27 protein-coding genes are annotated in these 21,779 nt (G+C 62.5%); 17 read left to right on the top strand and 10 right to left on the bottom strand.

Going from position 1 to position 21,779, the window contains the following annotated elements; genetic code table 11:
• The first annotated feature begins 43 nt into the window (after window positions 1–43).
• From ACMC5O_RS09315 to pgl, 16 genes are all read left to right on the top strand, one after another.
• On the top strand, window positions 44–493 hold the full coding sequence (locus tag ACMC5O_RS09315; RefSeq protein WP_426692754.1) for a hypothetical protein: 450 nt from the start codon (window positions 44–46) through the stop codon (window positions 491–493).
• Entirely contained in the window at window positions 480–2,846 is a 2,367-nt protein-coding gene (locus tag ACMC5O_RS09310; protein WP_426692753.1) for a DUF5906 domain-containing protein, read from the top strand. Before ACMC5O_RS09315 ends, ACMC5O_RS09310 begins: the two co-directional genes overlap by 14 nt.
• Before the next feature lie 202 nt (window positions 2,847–3,048).
• A complete protein-coding gene (locus tag ACMC5O_RS09305; RefSeq protein WP_426692752.1) occupies window positions 3,049–3,423 on the top strand; it encodes a hypothetical protein in 375 nt (124 codons plus the stop codon).
• A 16-nt stretch (window positions 3,424–3,439) separates the two neighbouring features.
• Complete coding sequence (locus ACMC5O_RS09300; RefSeq protein ID WP_426692751.1) at window positions 3,440–3,820, top strand: P27 family phage terminase small subunit; 381 nt, start codon at window positions 3,440–3,442, stop codon at window positions 3,818–3,820.
• Window positions 3,817–4,065: a hypothetical protein gene (locus tag ACMC5O_RS09295; protein WP_187709017.1), complete on the top strand. Its 249-nt coding sequence runs from the start codon at window positions 3,817–3,819 to the stop codon at window positions 4,063–4,065. The genes ACMC5O_RS09300 and ACMC5O_RS09295 overlap by 4 nt, the downstream gene beginning before the upstream one ends.
• A gap of 77 nt (window positions 4,066–4,142) precedes the next feature.
• Window positions 4,143–4,502, top strand: coding sequence for a hypothetical protein (locus ACMC5O_RS09290; RefSeq protein ID WP_426692750.1), 360 nt, complete (start codon window positions 4,143–4,145; stop codon window positions 4,500–4,502).
• A gap of 99 nt (window positions 4,503–4,601) precedes the next feature.
• The gene (locus ACMC5O_RS09285) at window positions 4,602–5,195 is read left to right on the top strand and encodes a hypothetical protein (protein ID WP_426692749.1); all 594 of its coding nucleotides are present in this window, start codon (window positions 4,602–4,604) and stop codon (window positions 5,193–5,195) included.
• A gap of 83 nt (window positions 5,196–5,278) precedes the next feature.
• Window positions 5,279–6,490: a phage major capsid protein gene (locus ACMC5O_RS09280; RefSeq protein ID WP_426692748.1), complete on the top strand. Its 1,212-nt coding sequence runs from the start codon at window positions 5,279–5,281 to the stop codon at window positions 6,488–6,490.
• 174 nt (window positions 6,491–6,664) lie between these two features.
• On the top strand, window positions 6,665–7,219 hold the full coding sequence (locus ACMC5O_RS09275; protein WP_426692747.1) for a hypothetical protein: 555 nt from the start codon (window positions 6,665–6,667) through the stop codon (window positions 7,217–7,219).
• 28 nt (window positions 7,220–7,247) lie between these two features.
• A complete protein-coding gene (locus ACMC5O_RS09270) occupies window positions 7,248–7,670 on the top strand; it encodes a hypothetical protein (protein ID WP_187709021.1) in 423 nt (140 codons plus the stop codon).
• Window positions 7,671–7,717: 47 nt separating this feature from the next.
• Window positions 7,718–7,933: a hypothetical protein gene (locus ACMC5O_RS09265; protein ID WP_187709022.1), complete on the top strand. Its 216-nt coding sequence runs from the start codon at window positions 7,718–7,720 to the stop codon at window positions 7,931–7,933.
• Between the two features lie 228 nt (window positions 7,934–8,161).
• A complete protein-coding gene (locus ACMC5O_RS09260) occupies window positions 8,162–8,710 on the top strand; it encodes a hypothetical protein (protein WP_187709023.1) in 549 nt (182 codons plus the stop codon).
• Window positions 8,711–8,853: 143 nt separating this feature from the next.
• On the top strand, window positions 8,854–9,396 hold the full coding sequence (locus tag ACMC5O_RS09255) for a hypothetical protein (RefSeq protein WP_426692746.1): 543 nt from the start codon (window positions 8,854–8,856) through the stop codon (window positions 9,394–9,396).
• Window positions 9,397–9,477: 81 nt separating this feature from the next.
• Complete coding sequence (locus tag ACMC5O_RS09250) at window positions 9,478–9,606, top strand: KGG domain-containing protein (RefSeq protein WP_187709025.1); 129 nt, start codon at window positions 9,478–9,480, stop codon at window positions 9,604–9,606.
• A 112-nt stretch (window positions 9,607–9,718) separates the two neighbouring features.
• Window positions 9,719–10,471: an energy transducer TonB gene (locus tag ACMC5O_RS09245; RefSeq protein ID WP_187709026.1), complete on the top strand. Its 753-nt coding sequence runs from the start codon at window positions 9,719–9,721 to the stop codon at window positions 10,469–10,471.
• A 20-nt stretch (window positions 10,472–10,491) separates the two neighbouring features.
• Window positions 10,492–11,193, top strand: a complete 702-nt coding sequence (gene pgl / locus ACMC5O_RS09240) for a 6-phosphogluconolactonase (protein WP_426692745.1) — start codon at window positions 10,492–10,494, stop codon at window positions 11,191–11,193.
• Window positions 11,194–11,209: 16 nt separating this feature from the next.
• Here the strand turns inward: pgl and ACMC5O_RS09235 are convergent, their stop codons facing one another.
• The 9 genes from ACMC5O_RS09235 to ACMC5O_RS09195 all read right to left on the bottom strand — a co-directional run bounded on the left by ACMC5O_RS09235 (window position 11,210) and on the right by ACMC5O_RS09195 (window position 20,837).
• Window positions 11,210–11,665: a hypothetical protein gene (locus ACMC5O_RS09235; RefSeq protein WP_187709027.1), complete on the bottom strand. Its 456-nt coding sequence runs from the start codon at window positions 11,663–11,665 to the stop codon at window positions 11,210–11,212.
• Window positions 11,666–11,711: 46 nt separating this feature from the next.
• On the bottom strand, window positions 11,712–11,846 hold the full coding sequence (locus tag ACMC5O_RS09230; protein ID WP_281389409.1) for a hypothetical protein: 135 nt from the start codon (window positions 11,844–11,846) through the stop codon (window positions 11,712–11,714).
• A 147-nt stretch (window positions 11,847–11,993) separates the two neighbouring features.
• Window positions 11,994–13,631 (bottom strand): MFS transporter, encoded by a 1,638-nt coding sequence (locus tag ACMC5O_RS09225; protein WP_426692744.1) that lies wholly within the window; start codon window positions 13,629–13,631, stop codon window positions 11,994–11,996.
• A gap of 53 nt (window positions 13,632–13,684) precedes the next feature.
• On the bottom strand, window positions 13,685–15,628 hold the full coding sequence (gene acs, locus ACMC5O_RS09220) for an acetate--CoA ligase (RefSeq protein WP_187709028.1): 1,944 nt from the start codon (window positions 15,626–15,628) through the stop codon (window positions 13,685–13,687).
• Window positions 15,625–16,719, bottom strand: a complete 1,095-nt coding sequence (locus tag ACMC5O_RS09215) for an NAD(P)-dependent alcohol dehydrogenase (protein ID WP_426692743.1) — start codon at window positions 16,717–16,719, stop codon at window positions 15,625–15,627. Before ACMC5O_RS09215 ends, acs begins: the two co-directional genes overlap by 4 nt.
• 10 nt (window positions 16,720–16,729) lie before the next feature.
• Window positions 16,730–17,560 (bottom strand): HpcH/HpaI aldolase/citrate lyase family protein, encoded by an 831-nt coding sequence (locus ACMC5O_RS09210; protein WP_187709029.1) that lies wholly within the window; start codon window positions 17,558–17,560, stop codon window positions 16,730–16,732.
• Window positions 17,557–18,009, bottom strand: a complete 453-nt coding sequence (locus tag ACMC5O_RS09205; protein ID WP_187709030.1) for a MaoC family dehydratase — start codon at window positions 18,007–18,009, stop codon at window positions 17,557–17,559. Before ACMC5O_RS09205 ends, ACMC5O_RS09210 begins: the two co-directional genes overlap by 4 nt.
• Window positions 18,010–18,045: 36 nt before the next feature.
• Window positions 18,046–18,441 (bottom strand): hypothetical protein, encoded by a 396-nt coding sequence (locus ACMC5O_RS09200; protein ID WP_187709031.1) that lies wholly within the window; start codon window positions 18,439–18,441, stop codon window positions 18,046–18,048.
• An 80-nt stretch (window positions 18,442–18,521) separates the two neighbouring features.
• Entirely contained in the window at window positions 18,522–20,837 is a 2,316-nt protein-coding gene (locus ACMC5O_RS09195; RefSeq protein ID WP_426692742.1) for a transketolase-like TK C-terminal-containing protein, read from the bottom strand.
• Between the two features lie 114 nt (window positions 20,838–20,951).
• Between ACMC5O_RS09195 and ACMC5O_RS09190 the strand changes: the two genes are divergently transcribed.
• The gene (locus tag ACMC5O_RS09190; protein WP_187709032.1) at window positions 20,952–21,425 is read left to right on the top strand and encodes a nuclear transport factor 2 family protein; all 474 of its coding nucleotides are present in this window, start codon (window positions 20,952–20,954) and stop codon (window positions 21,423–21,425) included.
• A 4-nt stretch (window positions 21,426–21,429) separates the two neighbouring features.
• On the opposite strand, the gene ACMC5O_RS09185 is transcribed toward ACMC5O_RS09190, so the two are convergent.
• Window positions 21,430–21,771, bottom strand: a complete 342-nt coding sequence (locus tag ACMC5O_RS09185; protein WP_187709033.1) for a DUF1801 domain-containing protein — start codon at window positions 21,769–21,771, stop codon at window positions 21,430–21,432.
• Window positions 21,772–21,779 lie beyond the last annotated feature (8 nt).

Raw genomic sequence — 21,779 nt, 5'->3', positions numbered from 1 at the left:
AATTGGCGGCAGCGGACCTCTCTCCTCGGAAGGAGAAACCACTATGACGATCTACACGACGAAGGCCGCTTGCCAGCTTCTTGGCCGCGACCGGAAACAGCAAGAAGGCGACATTGCCACCGGCCACTGCGGACATGTTCCCGCTTCGGTCAACGGGATGCGCCATTGGCGCGATGACGACCTAGCCGCCGAACTGCTCTTCATGGATCTGCGGCGTGAAGGCTATTCGGTGAAGATTGCCGGGTTGATCGCTACCCGGCTGCGCACCGCGACGCGCGAGCACCCGGAAGCCGCCCAGCTCACGCTCGTCACGATGATGAACGGCAATCGCTTCGCGGTCCCCACGGCGGACCTCGACTTGGCGAACGGCTGGACCTCTGGCGGCCCGGTTCGCGAGGCGCTGATGATCGACGTGCGCAATCTGCGGGCGCGGATCAGCCAGCTTCTTGAGGCTTACGAGCCGGTGATCGGGGGCGGCGATGACGACGCCTGAAAGTGCAAGCGCCCGCTCCGATGAAGGAACGGGCGCAGCGCTAGGGGAACCGGAAAGGAATGACCCTGAAGCCGGTCCTGCTGCGGACGCGCATCAGAATAAAGAGGAACCGACGCGCATCGGGCAGGTCACTTCGCTCGATGAGTTGCCCGCCGTCCGCGCATATCTGATCCGGATCGAGGCGAAGGCGGTGAATTTCCAGCGCGCCAAGATCGAAGTGACTGAGGACGGCTATCCCCGAACTGTGGGCCAGGTGCGCTTCGACGCGAAAGGCAACGTGAAAGTCACCGGAAAGGCGGAGCAGCCGACAGAGGCCGAAGCCGCTGCGATCAAGGAAGCCTTCAAGAATGTGAAGCTCCCGACGATCGTTCATCTTGAGGTGGTCACCGAGCCGCCTCCCGGCGTGAACCTCTCCGATCCGAACATCTACCTCTGCCATGACTTCGACGGGCGGGTGGTGATGATCCACCAGCGCTATCAGACGAAGGACGGCGGCAAGGGCTTCATCCCTTGGACGCGGTGGAGCGACGGCCAGTGGCATCAGATGGAGCCGGAGGTCATGCCGTTCTACGGCCTCCCCGGCGCGAAAGAACATAGCACCCTCTTCCTGCATGAAGGCGCTAAGAGTGCCGCGTTCGTGAAGCGGCTGTTGGCTGGCGAAGAGTCACCCGACCGCTTTCCGTGGCTCGATGAGCTTCGTTACGGCGCGCATGTCGGCTGGATCGGCGGAGTTCACGCCATCAACCGCAGCGACTGGGCGAAGCTCGCCGCGATGGGTTGGAAGCGCGTCGTCATCATCGCGGACAACGACCATGACGGGAAGGGCCTGAAGGCCGCGCACGAGATTGCCGCGCCCGAGATTGCCGCCGAGCGCTTCGCATCGAATGTCTGGATTTGCGCTTTCGATGCCCGGTTCAAGGATGGCTTCGATCTAGCTGATCCGCTGCCTGACGAGATGTTCGACGGCGAGCGCTTCGTCGGGCCGATGTTCACTGACTTCCTGATCCCGGCGACCAAGGCGACGTTCCTGTTGCCTGTCGAGGGACGCGGAAGGCCGACCGCCTTGCTGCGTGACGAGTTCGCAGCGCAAGTCGCCTACACCGCGCAGCCACCGCGGATCATGTTTCGTCACCATCCGAGCCGCGACCGAAGGCCGGAAGAGTTCAACACGATTATCGCGCCGTTCTCCGATGTGAAGGACACGGCGCAGAAGGTCTTTGAGCGCATCGAATGCCAGCACGAGCGCATGGTCTATCGTCCGGGCTTCCCGTCCGGGTCGCTCACGGTCGATGGGCAGCGGTGCTTCAACGTCTATGAAGGGCCGAACATCACGCCTGTTCCGGGCGATGCTGGGCCGTGGGAAGCGTTCCTAGAGCACCTGTTCCCCGACGCCGAAGAACGGCCCTTGGTCATGAAGTGGCTCGCCACTCTGATCGCGAAGCCGAAGGTCCGGATGCGCTACGGGATGCTCCTGATCTCCGCCACGCAAGGCGTCGGCAAGAACACGCTGGGCATGATCCTCCGCACACAGGCGGGAGCGTCCAACGTGAGCTTCCCTTCCGAGAGTTCGGTTGTGGACAGCGCGTTCAACGGCTGGGCGGCGCGCAAGCGGCTGATCTTCATCAGCGAGTTCTATTCCGGTCAGAAGCGCAAGGCTTACGACAAGCTCAAGTCGCTCGTCACCGATGATGTGATCGAGGTCAACGAGAAGGGCGTCAACCAATACGAGTTGGACAACGCGGCGACGATCATCGCGTGCTCAAATTCCGAAGAGGCGCTGTATCTGGACGATGAGGATCGGCGCTGGCTCGTGCCGACTGTTTCGGAAACGCTGCAAGCTCCGGAATGGTGGGCCGACCTCCGCCAATGGCTCGCGAGCGACGGGCCGGGAATCATCCTGCACTGGGCGCAGCGATACGTTGCCGACCACGGCTTTGTCGGGACCGGCGACCACGCACCGGGGTCAACGCGCAAGCGAGCGATTGCGGAGGCTTCCCGATCACCGGCGCTGAGGCTCGCGACCGAACTGGCCGAACATCTCACGACGCTGGACCGCAAGGTCATTCTGCCGATGCGCGACGTTCGCAAGTGGATCGCCCTGCAACTCGGCTTCCGTCACGCGGACGGCTCCGCGAACATCGCGGACAAGCGGCTGGGGAAGCCGGAGACAGTCACGAAGGGGCTGAAGAAGGCCGAAGGCGTGACCGTCTGGGCCGACGCTCTGCGGCCCAAGATCGCCGGCACGCGGGACGCCGTGGTGATGAACTTCAAGCCGGAGCCGGATGCGCTCTGGCCCGACATCAAGGAGCACCTGACGAACATAGAGGGAGTGAAGCTCGATGACCCAATGTAACCCGGACACGAACGGACACGAGAAAAGGGGACGGGGGACGGGTGAAACCCCTTTTCTCTCCCCGGACAGAATTAAATCGGAAGAAGGAAGAGAAGGGGATTTAATCGGCGGCGATAGCGAAACTAGGCCTTTCGCCGTCCCCCGTCCCCTTTCGCCCGACGATCCGGCTGCGCTGGACCGCTTCCTAGCCGACAACCCGGCGATGACTGTCCGCGATTGGAAGGGCAAAGGCTTTCACGCGTTCGCGCCGTTCGACAAGCACTACGTCCTTCCGAACGAGCTTCCTTGGGACAAGTTGGACCGGGACGAAGTGCGGCGGCTCGCCACCAGCGAGAAGGCCCGCTTCCTTACTCGTGGCCAGCGAATGGCCGCTGGGCGTGATCCTGGGCTGGAATGGGATGAGCGCAGCCGATCCTACCGGCTGAAGGCCGACGCCACTCCTGCACCAGCTACGGCCACCGGGGGCGATGCTGACCCCTACCCCCATCGAAAAGTTCGTGGTGGCCCAAATCCAAGACCGGCGGCGGCCACGATTAAAAATGCAAACACGGAAAATCGCGAGGGTGACGATGCCTGAACCCACAGCTTTCAACATGAACAGCCGTGAGCGCGTCATCTTCGACGAGATCATGGAGGAGCGCTCGGACTGGTCTGAGCACCAAGTTCGCTTGGCCACGATCCTCGCACGCGAAATGCTCCGGCTCGCTCAGGCGCAACAAGACCTGCAGCGCACCGGCTACGTGACCCACAACGGGCGCGGCAACCCGGTTGTGCATCCGCTTGTTCGGGTGCTCGATCAGGCCGTCAAAAAGGTCTGCGCATACCGACGCACACTCGGCATCAGTGCGCGGGCGCAAGGCGGCGAAGCCCGCGACATTGCACGCCGCCGCGCGATCCGCCTCCAGCAACAACGAGACGCCGTGCGCGACGAAGACAACCTAATCGCATTTCCGACACAAGGAGACAGGACATGACGCGTGAAGAAGAGGACTGCTCAGTCAAGGTGATCGAGTTCTGCCGCACCCACTTTCGCAAGCTTGGATCGGAGGAGTTCGCGAAGATGGGCGCTCGATCCGAGGACGTGGCAATCGCCGCCTGTTACTCCGCCTTTGACCTCGCCTCCGCCCACAAGGGCGATGCGTTCGCGGGCATCGAGTTAGCTCGCACCGCGCTGGACGTGATCGAGCGGAGTTTGCTGACCGGAGAAACGGTCCTGTGAACGCTTGGCCGCGCGCCTTGGTCAGCGGTGTGCGATGCATGGCGCGTCCGCGTCGGCCCGATGCTGAGGCTCACGCCGTGCGCGAAGCGGCGAAGATCGTACGAGCAGAAACCGGGCTGACGAGCGCGAAGGGCATCGGCGGCGAGATTGCGGCCCGCGTCGTCCCTGCGGTAATGAGAGAGATTGAGGGCGATGCGCTGGAACTTGCGCTGGCCGCAATAGAACGGGACTTGATCGGCTCTCCGTTTCAGCGGCTCGCATCATGCCCTGAAATCGACACTGCTTCCCTGTTCGTTGAAAGACAGGTCGAGAGGCTTCGCGCCAGATCGGGTCGTTATCTCTCGCCGACCGAGCAGTTGGTGGAACGCCAAACCATTGCCGCCGAGGTCACAGACGTTTTAGCAGCGCGTTATGATCGGCAATTGCGTGCCTGCTAATGCCGATTTCAGAGGTTTAGCGACTAGCATGGATAGATGATGGCTAATGACAATGGGCAGCGCGGCTTCCGCAGATGGGTGAGCTGGGCGTTCGCTCTCGTGAGCTTGGTCGCGGCGGCCTTGTTCCAACAAGCGATAGGCGCCTTCGCGACCAACAGGGGTTGGGACCAGATACTAATCAGCGGCTGGCAAGAAATCACAAATCTGGGCCTTCAGGATGTGGTTGTCTTTGCCTTCTTCACCTTGGGCGGGGCCACCCTCGCACTATGGGTCGAGTTTTGGCTCAGGGACAGGCGCGAAGCGAAGGCACGGCAGGAGCAACTGGCTTTGTCGTCCACTGCATATCTTCGATTTTCCGAGGATAATGGCGAACCGTTAGTGGTGGAGCTTGGCGAGCAATCCGAAAACGTCTCCTACTTCGCATGGTATGTGAACAACGGCGGGACGAGGCGCAACGAGGCCACGATGATCTTTGTCGAGTTCGAGAAAGAAATCCCTGCGCCTGCGGTTGTCGCTCATTCCGGAAAGCCGGGCGAATGGCGGGAGATTGCCTCCACCGATCGATTCGCATTTGTCGAGCTAAAGGGCTGGCCTGATGGTGAGGTGACTGTCCAAGCAGTTGACTCTAAAGCCTTGGGACTGGACCGCCGCCACGAATTGCTCGTTTGGCGATCTTATGCGCCAGTTGACTAATTAGAATCGAGTAGCACGCGCGAGAACGCAGTATTTCCGCGCCGGGACAGTCGATCCTCCGTCATCGATCAACGGAGAACGACATGACCTACCATTTCCCACGTTCCCTCGCCCACGGCGGCTTCCGCGTTCGCGCTGAGCAAGGCCCGGAGCAGATGATGCGTCAGCTTCGCAACGCCATCGAGGATTTCACGACGCGGCATGACGAGCGCGTGACCAATCTGGAAGCGGCGCTGAACAGCATCAACGCTGGCGGCGGCGTGAACATCTCCGCTCCGCAACTGAATGTCGGAGCCGATCCGGAATACACCCGGACGTTCAACAGCTACTTTCGACGCGGCGAGGGCGAAGAGTTCCTGCGCTCGCAGAACGCCACCGGCGACCGCGCGGCCATTCACGCGGCGATGAGCGTCGGCACGGCCGGTGACGGCGGCTATCTGGCCCCCAACGAGTGGGACCGCACCATTCTTGAGGCACAGCGGGCGACCTCGCCTATGCGTCGTCTCGCGACGGTGCAGCCCACGAGCGTTGGCGCGTTCACGAAGCTCTGGGACGCGAAGAACTGGGGATCGGGCTGGGTTGGCGAAACCGCCGCGAGGCCGCAGACGACCAGCACGCAGCTTGCTCCGATTCCGTTCGCATCGGGTGAGATTTACGCAATGCCGGCTGCGACCCAGCGGCTGCTCGATGACGCGGCGATCAACATCGACGTTTGGCTGCGCAATTCGGTGCAGGCGGAGTTCAGCCGCCAAGAAGGCATCGCCTTCATCGCCGGCGACGGCACCAACAAGCCCGCTGGCTTCCTGAGTTACGTGACCGGTGGCGCCAACGCGGGGACCCATCCGGGCGGCGTGATTGAGACTGTTGAGAAGGCGCTTGATCCGGCGGCATCGGCTGCGACCGTCGATAACCTGATTGACTTCGCTTACGGGTTGGACGCGCCCTACAGAAACAATGCCACCTGGCTCATGAACAGCCTCACGGCGGCGATGCTGGCGAAGCTCAAGGACGCGGACGGTAACCTGATCTGGCGCGAGAGCCTGATCGTCGGACAGCCCGCAACCCTGTTGGGCCGTCCGGTCGAAATCGACGAGGCGATGCCCGCTCCAGGCCTTGGTGCGATGCCGATTGCGTTCGGGGATTGGAAGGCTGGATATCTAATCAACGACCGCATTGGCACTCGCGTGCTGCGCGATCCTTACAGCAACAAGCCGTTCGTGATGTTCTACGTCACGAAGCGCGTTGGCGGCGGCGTCCTCGATCCGAATGCGATCAAGGTGCTCAAACAGCCCTAACGGCACTATTCCTTAGTTGGCTTCGGCTCCGGTTTAGGCTCAGGCCTTGGCGGAGCCGGAGGCTTTTTCGCGCCGTCGTCATACTTGCGAAATTGTTCAGGCGGAGGCTTTGCCATGTAGTGAAACTACGGCAATAAAAGCCGTGTGTCTAATGGCTTTGAGACATTCGCAGACTTGCCGCCCGAGCTTCAAGTAGAGGCTCTACGCGAAGGCGAGAAAATGCTTGAGCTTCAACTCACGGTGGCGAACGCCGCCGACGCTCGCGCTCTCGCTTGGTCCGGTTTTTTATTGACCGGAGGGACCGCTTCTTTGGGAGGCGGCATCGCCCTCTTCAACAAATCGCCCGCGGACATTTGGCTTGGCTACGTCGCAATCTTGTTCGGCTTACAACTTCTGATCGCCGCGTGGCTCTCGCTGTCGACAGTCGCTCCAAAGCGCTTTTGCCTGCCCGGAAACCAGCCGTCCTCATGGCTGCCGGAGAACTGGGAGTGCGTGGGCGATGACCCCGCGAAGATTCGCCGATCCCGAATTGATCAAGCGCGCGACATCGATAACTCGATTGTGAAGAATATGGCCGCCGCTGAAACCAACGCGAAGCGAATGCACCGGTCATTCAAGTGGGGCTTCATCTCTGTTGTTGCCGCTGGCGTTCTACTCTTGCTGACCGTCACGTATCGCCAGTTCACGATCCAAGAACCGAACTCCGAATTTGTCGGTCGCAATCCATAGGAGGTAAAGCATGGATCAGCGCGTTGTCATGCTGGTCGACGATTTGCGTAGTTTGCCGACCAATGAGCCGGTGGATCTGATCGGCTTCAAGGACCAGATTGTCTTCCTCCACGGCGATGTCGACAACGAGGCCGACCGCGTCACGTTGATCGAGATCTACCTCTCACTGATGGAACTGGCCGAACGACAATTCATCGCGCAAGGGGCAGATCCCACCGAAATTCGCAACTTGAAGAATGCGGAACATAAGTTCTTCTGCATCAAGGAAGCGACGATTGGCGAGAACGTCGATCCCGACCTTCTCCTGCAAGTGACACAACGCGAAGTTGATGCGGGCCGACTGCCAGCCGACGACGGACTATATCAGCATGCAAAGGACGGCGCGGCAGTCTTTGGACGCGGGAGTGCGCCTGAGCGAAAGGGATTTTTCAACAAGCTTTTTGGCCGCTGACGACTCAGCTTGTTCACGAATCGTTCTCATCCGCATATGCGGAGAGAATGTCCACGAAGCACGTCCGAACGACCGGCGACCTCGTGCGCTTCGGCGCATCCCTCCGGCTCGACTGTAGTGGCTGCGGAGCCGCGCGGACCCTCTCCGGGCCGGAAGCCGTGCAGACCTTCGGGTTGGCTCCCCTCACCCATGCGCGGGCGCGGGCGAAGTGCTCGCGATGCGGGGTGAAGGCGGCTCGCATCGTGGTGCTTCCGCCGTTGTAAGACGTCGCTTTGGCCAGCCCTTTCAATACAGCTTTCCGCTGCTAGCATCTTCCCATGACGAAGGCTTCGAGAGGTCGACAGGCGCGACGTTTTGGCGGTGGAGGTTCAAAGCCGCCCGTTAATGATGTCCCAGTGTCCAGCCATGCGCCACGGGACGAACCTCACTTAAGACGGCTTGAGATTTTCGGGGGGCTAGCTCTCAGCACGATAAGCGCCCTTTTTGCGGCCGTGGCCGCTGTCAGTTCGTGTCAGCAGACTGCCGCAACGCGAGGTGATCGAACGACGCCCTACAAGATCGCCTTGTTCCAGACGCGCACGGATGAATTCCGAAAGTTCATGACAGCTGGTCAGCGCCTAGATGCGGCCTTCCGGAAGGCGCTTTTTGTGAATCCCGTTTATATGGAAACGTCCGAAGATGCGTTGAAGATGACTGACGCGCAGTTGCAGGATGCAAACGCAAAAGTCGCCTTCATGATCGACGAATACACGACTTGGTTGAACGATGCTCAGGCCGTCAACGTGGGTTGGACACCTGAGACGACTATGGCCGTCAATCGGTCGCTTGAGGCCAGCGAAAGGGCGATGGGCTGCTACTTCGCATTCGGTCCTTCTGCTCGGACAAACGTGAGAGCGGATTATTGGGCAGGTGTTCGTCAGCGAACGGCCCAAGAATGTCCAAAAACGCGGGCAAGTGTTGTTCAGTTCGATGAGGCGCTTTTGGAGGCCTACAACCTCATGAAAAAGGACATAGACGCCGTCACGCTTCCGAATATCTAGAGCCCGCTCCCGTCCGGGAAAAATTCGGGGTTAGGCTCCCGGCCACGGAGACGAACTCATGTTTTTCAGCACATTAGGCGATCCGCAGTCGGACACCCTCTCCGCCAGCGCCCATCGAAAGGGCATTCGACCTTAAGGGCAGATTGATCTCAGCCTCGTTGATCAACGACCGGTCGACCACCGCCTGGGTCATCGTCGCGGCCTATTTTGCCGGTGCCGCGGCAGCGTTTTGGGCTAGTGGCGCGGCGCGCAAGCGCGAACGTCAATTCTGGATCGGTACCGCGCTGTTGCTCACCTTCCTGGGGTTCAACAAGGAACTCGATCTTCAGACTTTCCTCACCGAAACGGCTCGGAAGCTGGCCCACTATGAAGGCTGGTATGATCAGCGGCGATTGGTCCAGGGCCTGTTTTTGCTGCTCCTGGCGGCGGGACTGATTGTGGCGATCATCGCGCTCGCTCGCCGGCTCCGGCGTTCGCCGTTGCCGGTCAAGTCTGCAGCGCTCGGAATTGCGCTGTTGTTCGCATTCGTGGTCATGCGCGCCGGTTCGTTCCACCACATCGATCGATGGGTGACCGTTAATATCGGGGGTTTGCGCAGGGGCTGGTGGCTTGAGCTCGCGGGTATTGCGGTGATCGCCGCTTCGGCTCTCGCCTATCGGAATCTGCCGCGACGAAAATCTCGCTAACTCACATCAGATATTTGAACCGCTGTTTCCGGGCTGCGTTTTTCGGTGTCGCTACGGGTTGTAGCTCACAAGGAGGCAGGCATGGCCGGATCGAAGGCGAAGCGCGGCTTTGCTGCGATGGACCCCGCGAAGCAGCGGGAGATTGCAAGCAAAGGCGGCCGGGCTAGCCACGGCGGCGGCCGTAAGAGTGCAAGCAGTATGAGCCGCTAATAAATCTGTGTGAGAGCGGCGCCGGGCGGATGATCATCCGTCCGGCGTTCTCTCTTCTTGCAACGGCGTGACAGCGGCAACCGCGCAGCATTACGGTCGTTGTCAGACCGTAATGTATCGCTCCAATCTCAAAAATCGTGACAAGGGCAGGGCCATCGCAGGGGTGATCGCAATCCACGCGGTCCTGCTGTTCATGCTCCTCCATCTCTCGGGACGGATAGATCTCGCCGACCCGCAAAGCGTCATGCGCGTCTTCGACGTCAACGAAGTGCCGCCGCCACCGCCTACTCCGCCGGTCACCCCTAAGCAGGCGGAAGAAACGCAGAAGCCGAAAGAGCGGGAGGGCGCGGCCGCACCCGCGAACATGAAGAGCCAGGCGACGCCCGTGGTAGCGCCGAAGCCGCGGATCGAGCTGCCCGTTCCAGTCCCCGTGACTCCGACCAAGACCCCCAACGAAGGCGCCGCGCCGACGCAGGGGGCGTCGAACGTACCGGGGCCGGGCACGGGTGCAGGCGGCACCGGGGCGGGCACGGGTTCGGGCGGAGCAGGCAGTGGGACAGGCGGAGGCGGACAGGGGCTTGCCGCCGTCCGGACGAGGCTTGCGACGCGGCCGCTTCGAGGGCGCGACTTCCCGCCTCAGTTGCTCGACGCCTGGCCGCGCGGCGCGTGGATCCGGATGCGGTTCCGCGTCGACGCGAACGGTGCGATTATCCAGTGCATCGTCGATCAGGGGACCGGAAACCCGGCCATCGATTCGCAGGTGTGCAGCATCGCTCGCCAGCGGCTCCGGTACACGCCGGCGATCGATCGAAGCGGTCAACGGGTTGCGGATTGGGCCGGCTATGGGCAGGAGCCTCCGCGCTAGCCGACAAAGAAAGCCTGACGATGATCGAAGCCGAATGGTGGGAATATGACAACGCTGAGGAAATGGCCGAGGCCGTCGCCGGCGACATCGCTTTCATCATCGAGAGCGCACTCGATGCGCGCGGCTCTTCGCTGATCGCGCTTCCGGGCGGCGATACCGCAGAGCCCATCCTCAAGGCCCTGGCGGCGAAGAAGCTGCCGTGGAAGCAGGTGACGATCATTCCCACGGACGAGCGGCTGGTCCCGATGGACGACGAGCGCAGCAATGTGCGCGCAATCGCCCGCACATTCCTTCCGGCGGGCGCGCGGGTGATCCCGATCGCGGCGGACATTCCCGATTACAGGCTCGCAGGCAATTCGGCCGATGCGCGGCTTCAGGATCTGCCCTGGCCACCGGACCTCGTCTGGCTCGGGGTGGGCAAGGACGGTCACACAGCGTCGCTTTTCACTGGGCCCGATCTTCAGGACGCCTTGGATGCTCCGAAGGCGCGCCGCGCGGTTGGGGTCATGCCGGACCCGATGCCGGAGGACGCGCCGGTGCCGCGCGTAACGCTCACGCGATCGGCGATCCTGTCGGCCCGAACCGTCCTCATTACGTTGAAGGGCGACGACAATCGCGAGATGCTCGAAGGCGCAATCGAGGACGGTCAAAGCTCAAAGCTGCCGATCGGCCGAGTGCTCGCCGAGGCGGAGCAGCCGATCGACATTCACTGGGCGCCCTGAGAATGTTCTGCAGACATTAGTCCTGCAGCAGGTCAGCCCGCGAGTGATCCTTTGCTCGGCCGAATGTCCGGAGCAGCCGGATCAATTCGTCGACCGAAGGAACGTAAACTCGCTGTCCTTGGACCGTGACTTCCTCGCGCGTAGATAATGCGACGTCGCGCCAGCCGTCGGGCGTTGCGACGCTGAAGCCGGCCATCACTTCAACGGGTATCGGCGGCTTCGTCCAAGTGCCGAACACGAGCGACCGGAACCGATCGTTCGGCTTGCCGCTTTGAGGCCGCTCGCCCACGCGCTTCAGGAATTCTTCGCCATCAGGGGCGGACATCACAAGATCGACGTCCTTTACCTGATCGATGCTGCGTCCGTGAAGAACGACAGCCGCGCTCCCGATGATCCACCACGGGTTTCTGGCGCACGACGCCGCTTCGGAAACCATCGCCAGAGTTTCGGCGAGTGCCGGAGTCATGACCATGGTGAGTGAATGGCCGCGGTGCGAAGGATCCGCAATGCGTTGAAAGCTAGGCCACCATCACCTGAAGCAGGCTGATTGGCCCGAATGCGATCACCCGGAGCAACGCAGGCCCGAATGTGATGGTCGCGGCGATCGCGCCGAAAATGATCCAGGCGACGAGAAACCGAAAGAGAGCGGACATAATCCCCTTTTCGAATAGCGGTTGCAGACACCGCGCAAGGTTGGGGCTCGCACCCCCGCGTCGCTTCAGAAGTGAACGAGCCCCGCCGCCACGATACGCAATCGGTTGCTGGGCGAAACCTTACCCAAAGTTAGCCCTGTCTCGGAACTAGACTTCTTCCAGCCGCCTGCCGCGCGTTTCTTTCAGGAAGAAGAGCGAGACGAGTATGGGGATCACGGTGAAGACGACCGGGTACCAGAGGCTCGCGTAGGTGTTCCCGGTAATCGCCGCCAAGGCGAAGCTTGTCACCGGAAGAAAGCCGCCAACCCAGCCTGTACCGACATGGTAAGGAAGCGACATGGCGGTGTAGCGCACCCGCGTGGGGAACATCTCTACGAGAGCGGCCGCCTGCGGTCCGTACAAAGCGGTCGCGGCCACTGCGAACACCATCAGCCAGAAGAAGATGATCGGGAGGTTCATCCGGCCGGGATCGGCTTTCGCCGGATAGCCCTCGGCGGCAAGGGCGGCCTTGACCGTCTTGGCCGTCGCTTCCTTCAGCGCCTTGAGTCCTGCAGCGTCCAGGCCGCGGCCGTCCGGCACTTCGATCTGCTGGATTCCGACCGCGATGATTGCCCTGTCGCCGGGGTAGCTGCGGTTCGTGTACGAGATGCCGGTCGAGGCGAGCAGGCTCTTGGCAATGTCGCAGCTCGTGTCGAAGCGCCGCGTCCCAACGGGATCGAACTGTACCGAGCAGGTCGCGGGATTGGCGTGAACCTCGACCGGCCGCTTCTGCTGCGCCTGAACGAGCGCCGGGTTCGCGGCTGCGGCTATGCCGTGGAAGCCGGGGTAGTAGGCGATCAGCGCGAGCAGCATACCGCCGATCATGACCGGCTTGCGGCCGACGCGGTCGGACACCCAGCCGAAGAAGACATAGAGCGGCGCGCTGGCGATCGTCATCGCGAGCACCAGCGCATCCTTGGTCGAATCGGGAACGCCCAGCGACTTGGTCAGAAAGACCTGGACGTAGAAGAAGGACAGGTACCAGACCGCGCCTTGGGCACACATGATTCCGAAGAAGGCGATCAACACGCGCTTCAGATTGTCCCAGCGGCCGAAGGCTTCGCGGAGCGGTGCAGTGCTGACCGCTCCTTCCTCCTTGAGCTTCGCGAAGGCGGGACTTTCGGAAAGCTTGAAGCGCAGCCAGACGGAGATGATCAGCAGCACGACAGAGACGAGGAACGGGACTCGCCAGCCCCATTCGAGGAAGTGCTGTTCGCCGGTCGCGCTACGCGTTCCGAGGATGACGAGGAGACCGGCAATGAGGCCGAGCGATGCAGTGATCTGAATCCAGCCGGTTGTCGCGCCGCGCTTATTGTTAGGTGCGTGCTCCGCGACATAGATGGCCGCGCCACCATACTCGCCGCCGAGCGCGATGCCCTGCAAGATGCGCAGCAGGATGAGCAGGATGGGTGAGACGATGCCCGCCGTGGCGTAGGTCGGGAGAATGCCGATCAGGAAGGTCGAAGCGCCCATCAGGCTGACGGTCGCAAGGAAGGCGCCCTTGCGGCCGAGACGGTCGCCGATCACCCCGAAAATGAGCGCGCCGAGGGGACGAAAGGCGAAACCGGCTGCGAACAGGCCGAGCGCCGCGACCAATCCGGCAGTCGGGTCGAGCCCCGCGAAGAAGACCTTCTGAATGGTCGTCGCGAGCGATCCGAAGATGAAGAAGTCGTACCACTCGAACGCGGTGCCGGCCGACGATGCGGCAACGACGCGTTTCATCGACCAAGCTTTTTGATCGCTCATTCTGCTCCCCCTGCCGGTCAAGGGTTAGCGGCTATGAGCGACGCTGCAAGCGCTTAGGCAGGAGCCTTCTGGAACTCGCGCGCTCCGGCGAGGAGCTGGTCGACGACCGTCGGATCGGCGAGCGTCGACGTGTCGCCGAAGCCTGCGGTTTCGCCCTCCGCGATCTTGCGCAGGATCCGGCGCATGATCTTGCCGGAACGGGTTTTGGGAAGCGTCGGCGCGAACTGAATTCGCTCGGGCGATGCAAGGGCGCCGATCTCCTTGCGTACCTGCTGATTGAGTTCGCGGCGAAGGTCCTCGCCGCCTTCCTCGCCGGCGTTCAACGTCACGTAGGCGTGGATCGCCTGGCCCTTGATGTCGTGAGGGAAAGCGACAACCGCTGCTTCGGCCACGAGAGGATGGGCGACTAGCGCGCTCTCGACCTCGGCGGTTCCGATGCGATGGCCGGAGACATTGATCACGTCGTCGACGCGGCCGGTGATCCAGTAATAGCCGTCCTCATCGCGCCGGCATCCGTCGCCGGTGAAGTAGAGTCCGCGATAGGTGGAGAAATAGGTCTCGAAGAAGCGCCGATGGTCGCCCCACACAGTGCGCATCTGGCCGGGCCATGAGGCGGAAATGCACAGGTTTCCGCTTGTCGCGCCGTGCAGTTCCTTGCCTTCCGAATCGACTAGCAGCGGCTTCACGCCGGGCAGCGGTTTCGTCGCCGATCCGGGCTTCATCGGAGTCGCGCCGGGGAAAGGCGAGATGAGGATTCCGCCGGTCTCGGTCTGCCACCAGGTGTCCACCACAGGGCAGCGGCCGTCGCCGACCACACGCCAATACCATTCCCACGCTTCCGGGTTGATCGGCTCACCGACCGTCCCGAGCAGCCGGATCGACTTGCGGCTGTATCTCTTCACCGGTTCGTCCCCTTCGCGCATCAATGCGCGGATCGCGGTCGGTGCGGTGTAGAAAATGGTCACGCCGAGACGATCCACCGTCTCCCAGAACCGGCCGAAGTCGGGGAAGTTGGGAACGCCGTCGAACATCACGCTCGTCGCGCCGTTCATCAGCGGGCCGTAGACGACATAGGTGTGCCCCGTGATCCAGCCGACGTCGGCGGTGCACCAGAAGACGTCGTCGTCGCGATAGTCGAATACCCAGTCGAAAGTCGCCGCCGCCCAGACCGCATAACCGCCGGTCGTGTGGACGACGCCCTTGGGCTTTCCGGTCGATCCGGACGTGTAGAGGATGAACAAAGGATCCTCCGCGTCCATCGCTTCCGCTTCGCATTCGGTCGAAAGCTGGTCGCGGACAGCCGAATAGCTGACGTCGCGGCCGTCCTTCATCGGCACGTCGGCGCCGGTGCGTGTGACAACGATCACTGATTGCACGTCGCGATGCTCGAGCGCGGCGTCGACGTTGCGCTTGAGCGGAATGTGCTTGCCGCCGCGCACGCCCTCGTCGGCGGTGATGACCGCGCAGGCGTCGCAGTCGGCGATGCGCCCCGCGACGCTCTCCGGCGAGAAGCCGCCGAAGATGACCGAATGGATCGCGCCGATGCGGGCGCAGGCAAGCATTGCGGCCGCTGCTTCGGGGATCATCGGCATGTAGATCATCACGCGATTGCCGCGGTGAACACCTCGCTGCTTCAGCAGGTTCGCGAAGCGGCAGGTCTCCTCGTACAACTCACGATAGGTGTAGCGATGACCGTGACCCGGCTCGTCCGCCTCGAAGATGATCGCGGTGCGGTCGCCATGCTTCTCAAGATGCCGGTCGAGGCAATTGACGGACAGGTTGAGCTTTCCGTCCGCAAACCAGTTGATGCGGAAGTCGTCCTCGTCGAACGACCAGTCGCCCGACTGCTCGGGAAATTTGGTCCATTGCAGGCGCTTCGCCTGCTCCATCCAGTGGCCATGAGGATCGGACTCCTCGGCCTTCAACAGCGCGTCGAGTTCCGCCGGTCCGATCCTCGCGTTGAAGTCGTCGGGAACGGGATGGACGGTCTCGCTCACAGGCCGTGGCTCATGTCGATTACGAAGCGGTAGCGGACGTCGTTCTTGAGCAGCCGCTCATAAGCCTCGTTGACCTGGTCCATGCGGATGAATTCCACGTCCGGATAGATGTCCTTCGCCGCGCAGAAATCGAGCATCTCCTGCGTTTCCGGAATGCCGCCGATTGCCGAGCCGCCGACCGCGCGATTCCACCAGATCAGGTTCATGCCAACGAACCCCGGCATGGGTGTCAGCGCGCCGACGATTACCATCCGGCCCGATCGGCCGAGAAGCTGTAGGTAGCCATCAATCTCGTGACTGACGGGAATGGTGTTGAGGATGAAGTCGAAGCGCGTCGCTGCGGCCTTCATCTGTTCGGGGTCGGTCGAAATGATGACGTCATGGGCGCCGAGTGCGCGGGCGTCATCACCCTTGCTGGGCGTCGTGGTGATCATTGTGACGTGAGCACCGAGCGCCGCGCCGAGCTTCACGCCCATGTGACCCAGGCCGCCGAGGCCGACGACGGCCATCTTGGTCGTTGGTCCGACGTTATACTGCCGAAGCGGCGAGTAGGTCGTGATTCCCGCGCAGAGCAGAGGCGCGACCCGGGCGGCGTCCATGCCGTCCGGCACCTTGCAGACGAAGTGATCGCGGACGACGATATGGTCGGTGTAGCCCCCCTTGCTGACCGTTCCGTCGTGATAGTCCTTGCTGTTGTAGGTCTGGACGCACCCCTTGCGGCAGAAGACTTCCCAGCCTTCGAGGCACTGGTCGCACTCCATGCAGCTATCGACCATGCAGCCGACGGCGACCGTGTCGCCGACGCGGTGTCGGGTGACCTCGTCGCCGATTGCCGTGACGATCCCGACGATCTCATGTCCGGGGATGACAGGGTAGCGCGTGCCGCCCCAATCGTTGCGGCAGGTGTGCAGGTCGGAATGGCAGATGCCGGCGTAGGTGATCTTAATCGCCACGTCGTTGGGACGGAGCGCGCGGCGTTCGAACTCCATCGGGCGAAGCGGCTGGTCTGGCGCGTCGGTGCCCCATCCCTTGGCGAGTGTCGGGCCGCCTGTGCGTTCCGATGTCGTGGTGGGTTCCGCAGTCGTCGCCATGTCGGCCTCCTTATTTCGCGCGGTCGAGCACCCTTCTTGCCTGTACAAGATGGGGCCGGTCGACCATCCGGCCACCTACTGACAGGACGCCGGCATCAGGCTCGGCATCGAACGCTTGGACAATAGCACGCGCGTGATCGAGTTCCGCGGCCGACGGGGTGAAGGCCGCATTGATCACGCCGACCTGAGCGGGATGGATCGCAAGCTTGCCGGTGAAGCCCTCTCGAGCGGATGCCTGGGCTTCGGCCAGAAGACCTTTCTCGTCACGGAAGTCGGCGAACACACCGTCCACGGGCTGGACGCCCGCGGCGACCGCTCCAGCAAGGCAGAGCGAGCGCGCAAGCTTGTAGGTGAAGCTAAGGCTGCCGTCGGCATCGTATTTGGACGATGCACCGAGAGCGGCCGAAAGGTCTTCCGCACCCCAACTCATCGCTGAGAGCGTCGACTTCGGATCGCGATAGCTCAGCAATCCGAACAGGCTTGCGGCCGTCTCGGTGACGATCGCGTGGATCGGAATGTTGCCGGTGCGGTGCGCGAGCTCGGCAACGTCCGCTCCGCCCTCCGCCTTCGGCAGGACGACACCGTGGATATCGGCGATGCCAAGCATTTCCAGGTCTTTGCGATGCTCGTCGGTGCGAAGCGGGTTGATGCGAACCCACCATTGCGGCCCGCCCGAGCGCTTGCCCAACTCCCTAAGGATTTGCCGAGCGGCGGCTTTCTGGCCGAAGTCGACGCTGTCCTCGAGGTCGAAGATGACCGCATCCGCATCGCTCTCGATCGCCTTGCCGATCTTCTTCTCGCTGTCCGCCGGCACGAACAGCCAGCTGCGAGGCTCGGTCATTGGGGCTTCTTCAACAGAAGCGCAGAGCGGGTGCATTCGCACACAAGTTCGCCGCGCTGGTTGAAGCTGCGGTGCGCCCAAGTGACGATGCCCGCATTCGGCCGCGACTTGCTCTCGCGAAGGTCGATGCACTCACTCTCGGACCGAAGAGTATCTCCGACGAAGACGGGTTTCGGGAAGACGAGCTTGTCGTAACCGAGGTTGGCGACCAGCGTTCCGAGCGTCGTGTCGTTGACGCTGACCCCGATCATCAGCCCGAAGGTGAAGACCGAATTGACCAGCGGCTTGCCGAACTCCGTTTTGGCCGCGGCCTCATGGTCGATGTGAAGCGGCTGCGGATTGTGGGTGAGGGTGGAGATCAGCAGGTTGTCGGTCTCGGTGACCGTCCGCGAGATCGAATGCTCTACGCGGTCGCCGACCTTCCACTCGTCGAAAAAGCGCCCTGGCATGATGCCGCTCTAGGCAGCGGCGACAGCCTTGCCAAGCTACAGTGCGCCGCTCCGTGTCAGTCGGGCCTTCAGGTCGCTCATTCCGATTTGCTCGATTGCAGACTCCGGGTCGGCCGAACAGATCACCTTTGCGATGTGGCCAAGCATCTGCCCGACGATGTCGAGCGACTGGAGGACCACGCCGTGACGCGAGACCGCAATGGGGTCGGCGGACAATTCATCGCCCATCGCGTCGAGCATCCGGCGGGCATATTCAAGTTCCTCGCCCAGCCTCAGATGCAGACGGTCGGCGGTTTCCTCGATTGCATGGTTTCGCGGTTGGAAGTCGCGGCGAACCGGGAGCCGCGCCTCGGCTGGTGCTTCTTCCTCCAGGCCCCAAATCTGGCGGACGCTATCGCCCTGGATGAGTGCGTCCCGCCGGGCGAACGGCATTCTTTGACTGAAAGGCTTCAACTCTTGCGCTCCCGTTGGTTTGGCTCTTGGGCACAAGGCCTTTCCAACAGGTCGCTACTTCATCCGTTCTGGAGCAATATCTCCGCCACCGCCTCGGTGATCGCGGCTCCGTCTAGCCGGTATGAAGCATAGAGATCGGAGAGATTGCCGGTCTGCCCGAACCGGTCGACTCCGAGCGGCGCCACGCGCTGACCGAGCACTCCGCCGAGCCACGATAGCGAGGCGGGCGCTGCGTCGGCGATCGTCACGAGCCCTGCGTTCCGGCCGATCCGGGAGAGCAATTGCTCGATGTGGCTGGCCTGACGCTCGCCTGCCCAGCGCGCCGCCTGCGCGGCAGTCCATCCGCGATGCAGCAGGTCGGGCGATGTGACGGACAATAGGCCCAGGCCCGGAATGTCCTCGCGCAATTCTTCCCACGCGGCGAGCGCTTCCGGCATGACCGTCCCCATGGCGACGATCGCGGCCTCGGACCCCGCACCGGGCTCACGCAGCCAGTAGGCGCCCTTCAGCGCGTCGTCCCGCCAGCCATCGTCTTGGCGTTCGATTTGCTGAACGCTGCGGGTCGACAGGCGGAGGTAAGTGCTCTCGCCCGCCGGATCGTCGATCAGGCGGAACGCCAGCTCCATCATCGCTGCAAGCTCGTCGGCATAGGCCGGCTCGTAGTGGCGCAGGCCGGGCTGGCCGAGCGCGATCAACGGCGGATTGATCGACTGGTGCGCGCCGCCCTCCGGTCCAAGTGTGATGCCGCTTGGCGTTGCGACGAGGAGGAACCGCGCGTCCTGGTAGCAGGCGTAGTTCAGCGCATCCAAACCGCGGGCGATGAAGGGGTCATAAAGCGTCCCGATCGGCACCAGCCGCGTTCCGAATTGATCTCCGGCCAACCCCGCGGCCGCAAGCATCAGGAACAGGTTGTTCTCGGCGATGCCCAGCTCGATATGCTGGCCTTTCTTCGCTGAAGACCACTTTTGCGCAGACGCAATCTTTTCTCGTGCAAATATATCGTCGATGCCCTCGCGCCGGAACAACCCGCGTTGGTTCACCCATGCGCCGAGGTTGGTCGAAACGGTCACATCGGGCGAGGTCGTGACGATGCGTTCGGCGAGCGTTCCACCGGCCTTCGCAATCTCCAGCAGGATTCGGCCGAAAGCGGCCTGCGTGGATTGCTCTTCGCCTGAGGGCGCGGGAATTGTGGGGACTTCGATCTGGCCGAACGCGCGTTGGCGTTTTTCGCGGGCGAAGCGGCTGCGCTCGATCATGGCTTCGACGCCGGGGCGGGTATTGTCGCCGACGCTCTCGAGCGGCTCCCACTCGCGGCCCTCGGTCACGCCCATCGCTTCACGCCATGCCGCCATCTGCGTCGGGTTCATCAGGCCGGCGTGATTGTCCTTGTGCCCAGCAAAGGGGAGGCCATTGCCCTTGATCGTCCAGGCGATGAACAGGGTAGGGACGTCGTCCTGCGCGGCGTCGAACGCCTCGACGAGCGATTCCATGCAGTGTCCGCCAAGATCGCTGAATAACGACGCCAACGCGGCATCGTCGTTTGCCTTCAGGAATGCGGACGCGCTCATTCCGAGATCCGCTTCGATGCGTTTTCGAAGGGCAGCCCCGCCTTGGTAATGTAAGGCTGACAACTCGGCATTTCCCAGTCCGTCGAACCAGGTCTTGAGCTTCGGATGAGCGTCGAGCGCGGCCTTCAGTCGCTTGCCGTATCGCAACTCGACAACTCGCCAGCCGCAGGAGCGAAAGATCTCGTCGAAGCGCTCGAACATGCGGTCGGCGCTGGTCGCGTCGAGGCTCTGCCGATTGTAGTCGAGGATCCACCACAGGTTGCGGACATCGTGCTTGGCGCCTTCGATCAGCGCTTCGTAGATATTGCCTTCATCCAGCTCTGCATCGCCGACGAGAGCGACGAAGCGGCCACGGTCGGCCTCGTCCATCATTCCGCGCGCAGTCAGGTAATCCTGGATGAGGCTGGAGAAGGTAGTGATCGCCACCCCGAGGCCGACCGAGCCTGTCGAGAAATCGACCGGGATCTTGTCCTTGGTCCGGCTCGGATAGGACTGCGCGCCGCCGAAGCCACGGAAATTCTCCAGCGCCTCGCGGCTTTGGGTGCCAAGCAAATAGTGGATGGCGTGAAGCACCGGGCCGGCGTGCGGCTTGACCGCGACGCGGTCGTTCGGCCCGAGCGCATGGAAATAGAGCGCGGTCATGATGGCGGTCATCGACGCGCAGCTTGCCTGATGCCCGCCGACTTTCAGGCCGTCGCTGTTCTCGCGGATGTGATTGGCGTGATGGATCGTCCACGCCGACAGCCAGCGCAGCCGTTCGTCGAGGATCTTGAGCGCTTCGATGTCGGTCGTGACGGGCTTCAGCATGGCGCAAGCCCTAGCTCTTGCAACAAGCGCCGCAAAGCCGCATTTCCTCGACCGCCCGCGCTTGGCCGGCGCTCGGTGAGTTGGCATCTTGATCGGCCGAACCTGGGGCAATTCATGACGCGAACGCTGCTGCTCGCCGCCGTTTCAATCATTGCGTGGACCGCGCCGGCTCAGGCCGGGCCGGCGGAGGATGCGACGGCGGCCGTCACTACCTGGCTGGACAAGTTCAACGCGGGAGATGCGGAAGCATTCTACGCAGCGCACGTGGACGGCGCGCTCATCGTCGACGAATTCGCGCCTTTCGTCTGGGGCGGCCCGCAATCGGCGCAGCATTGGCTCGCCGATTACATGAAGGACGCAGGGGCCAGGGGCATCAGCGGCGGCCGCGTCGATTACGAAAAGACCCCGATCCAGGCGAACAGCGACGGCAATTCCGCCTACGTCGTGCTGCCCACGACCTACCGGTTCAGCCAAGAGGGTACAAGGATGGCCGGCAAGGGGAGCATGACATTTGTGCTGATCCGATCCGGAAGGGACTGGAAAATCGCGAGCTGGACCTATTCGGGAGCAACGCCTGCGGCGGAATAGCGGCTTAGCGTGCGTTCCGTAGGACAGCTTCTTTGATTAGCGCCTTGAACGCCGCCTCGTCGACCTGTTCGCCCTCACGGATGTCGATCGCGCGGCGGGTTCCGGCGTCGAGGCTGGCGTTGAACAGGCCGGCCGGATCGTCGAGCGAAGCACCCTGAGCGAAAGTCAGCTTCACCTTGTCCCTATAGGTTTCGCCCGTGCAGATGATCCCGTTATGCTCCCAAACGGGAACGCCGTCGGGGTTCGATGGCTTCCGCCACTTCACGGTTTCCGTCGCTTCGGGGTCGGCCTGCCGGATGAGCTCACGGACCTTGTCGAGCGTCTCGACGCGCCAATCTTTCGCCATCAACCCTT

Origin of the sequence: Sphingomonas sediminicola, assembly GCF_049991885.1 — a bacterium.
Classification (GTDB): domain Bacteria; phylum Pseudomonadota; class Alphaproteobacteria; order Sphingomonadales; family Sphingomonadaceae; genus Sphingomicrobium; species Sphingomicrobium sediminicola.
Note: the sequence above shows the minus strand (reverse complement) of the source record. Positions and strands in the feature narration are given on the sequence as shown.

Excerpts from the sequence above, each read along its gene's own strand:
- ACMC5O_RS09315 (WP_426692754.1), top strand. The coding sequence starts at position 44 with ATGACGATCTACACGACGAAGGCCGCTTGCCAGCTTCTTGGCCGCGAC.
- ACMC5O_RS09310 (WP_426692753.1), top strand. The coding sequence starts at position 480 with ATGACGACGCCTGAAAGTGCAAGCGCCCGCTCCGATGAAGGAACGGGC.
- ACMC5O_RS09305 (WP_426692752.1), top strand. The coding sequence starts at position 3,049 with ATGACTGTCCGCGATTGGAAGGGCAAAGGCTTTCACGCGTTCGCGCCG.
- ACMC5O_RS09300 (WP_426692751.1), top strand. The coding sequence starts at position 3,440 with ATGAACAGCCGTGAGCGCGTCATCTTCGACGAGATCATGGAGGAGCGC.
- ACMC5O_RS09295 (WP_187709017.1), top strand. The coding sequence starts at position 3,817 with ATGACGCGTGAAGAAGAGGACTGCTCAGTCAAGGTGATCGAGTTCTGC.
- ACMC5O_RS09280 (WP_426692748.1), top strand. The coding sequence starts at position 5,279 with ATGACCTACCATTTCCCACGTTCCCTCGCCCACGGCGGCTTCCGCGTT.
- ACMC5O_RS09270 (WP_187709021.1), top strand. The coding sequence starts at position 7,248 with ATGCTGGTCGACGATTTGCGTAGTTTGCCGACCAATGAGCCGGTGGAT.
- ACMC5O_RS09265 (WP_187709022.1), top strand. The coding sequence starts at position 7,718 with ATGTCCACGAAGCACGTCCGAACGACCGGCGACCTCGTGCGCTTCGGC.
- ACMC5O_RS09250 (WP_187709025.1), top strand. The coding sequence starts at position 9,478 with ATGGCCGGATCGAAGGCGAAGCGCGGCTTTGCTGCGATGGACCCCGCG.
- ACMC5O_RS09245 (WP_187709026.1), top strand. The coding sequence starts at position 9,719 with ATGTATCGCTCCAATCTCAAAAATCGTGACAAGGGCAGGGCCATCGCA.
- pgl (WP_426692745.1), top strand. The coding sequence starts at position 10,492 with ATGATCGAAGCCGAATGGTGGGAATATGACAACGCTGAGGAAATGGCC.
- ACMC5O_RS09235 (WP_187709027.1), bottom strand. The coding sequence starts at position 11,665 with ATGGTCATGACTCCGGCACTCGCCGAAACTCTGGCGATGGTTTCCGAA.
- ACMC5O_RS09230 (WP_281389409.1), bottom strand. The coding sequence starts at position 11,846 with ATGTCCGCTCTCTTTCGGTTTCTCGTCGCCTGGATCATTTTCGGCGCG.
- ACMC5O_RS09225 (WP_426692744.1), bottom strand. The coding sequence starts at position 13,631 with ATGAGCGATCAAAAAGCTTGGTCGATGAAACGCGTCGTTGCCGCATCG.
- ACMC5O_RS09215 (WP_426692743.1), bottom strand. The coding sequence starts at position 16,719 with ATGGCGACGACTGCGGAACCCACCACGACATCGGAACGCACAGGCGGC.
- ACMC5O_RS09210 (WP_187709029.1), bottom strand. The coding sequence starts at position 17,560 with ATGACCGAGCCTCGCAGCTGGCTGTTCGTGCCGGCGGACAGCGAGAAG.
- ACMC5O_RS09205 (WP_187709030.1), bottom strand. The coding sequence starts at position 18,009 with ATGCCAGGGCGCTTTTTCGACGAGTGGAAGGTCGGCGACCGCGTAGAG.
- ACMC5O_RS09200 (WP_187709031.1), bottom strand. The coding sequence starts at position 18,441 with ATGCCGTTCGCCCGGCGGGACGCACTCATCCAGGGCGATAGCGTCCGC.
- ACMC5O_RS09195 (WP_426692742.1), bottom strand. The coding sequence starts at position 20,837 with ATGCTGAAGCCCGTCACGACCGACATCGAAGCGCTCAAGATCCTCGAC.
- ACMC5O_RS09190 (WP_187709032.1), top strand. The coding sequence starts at position 20,952 with ATGACGCGAACGCTGCTGCTCGCCGCCGTTTCAATCATTGCGTGGACC.
- ACMC5O_RS09185 (WP_187709033.1), bottom strand. The coding sequence starts at position 21,771 with ATGGCGAAAGATTGGCGCGTCGAGACGCTCGACAAGGTCCGTGAGCTC.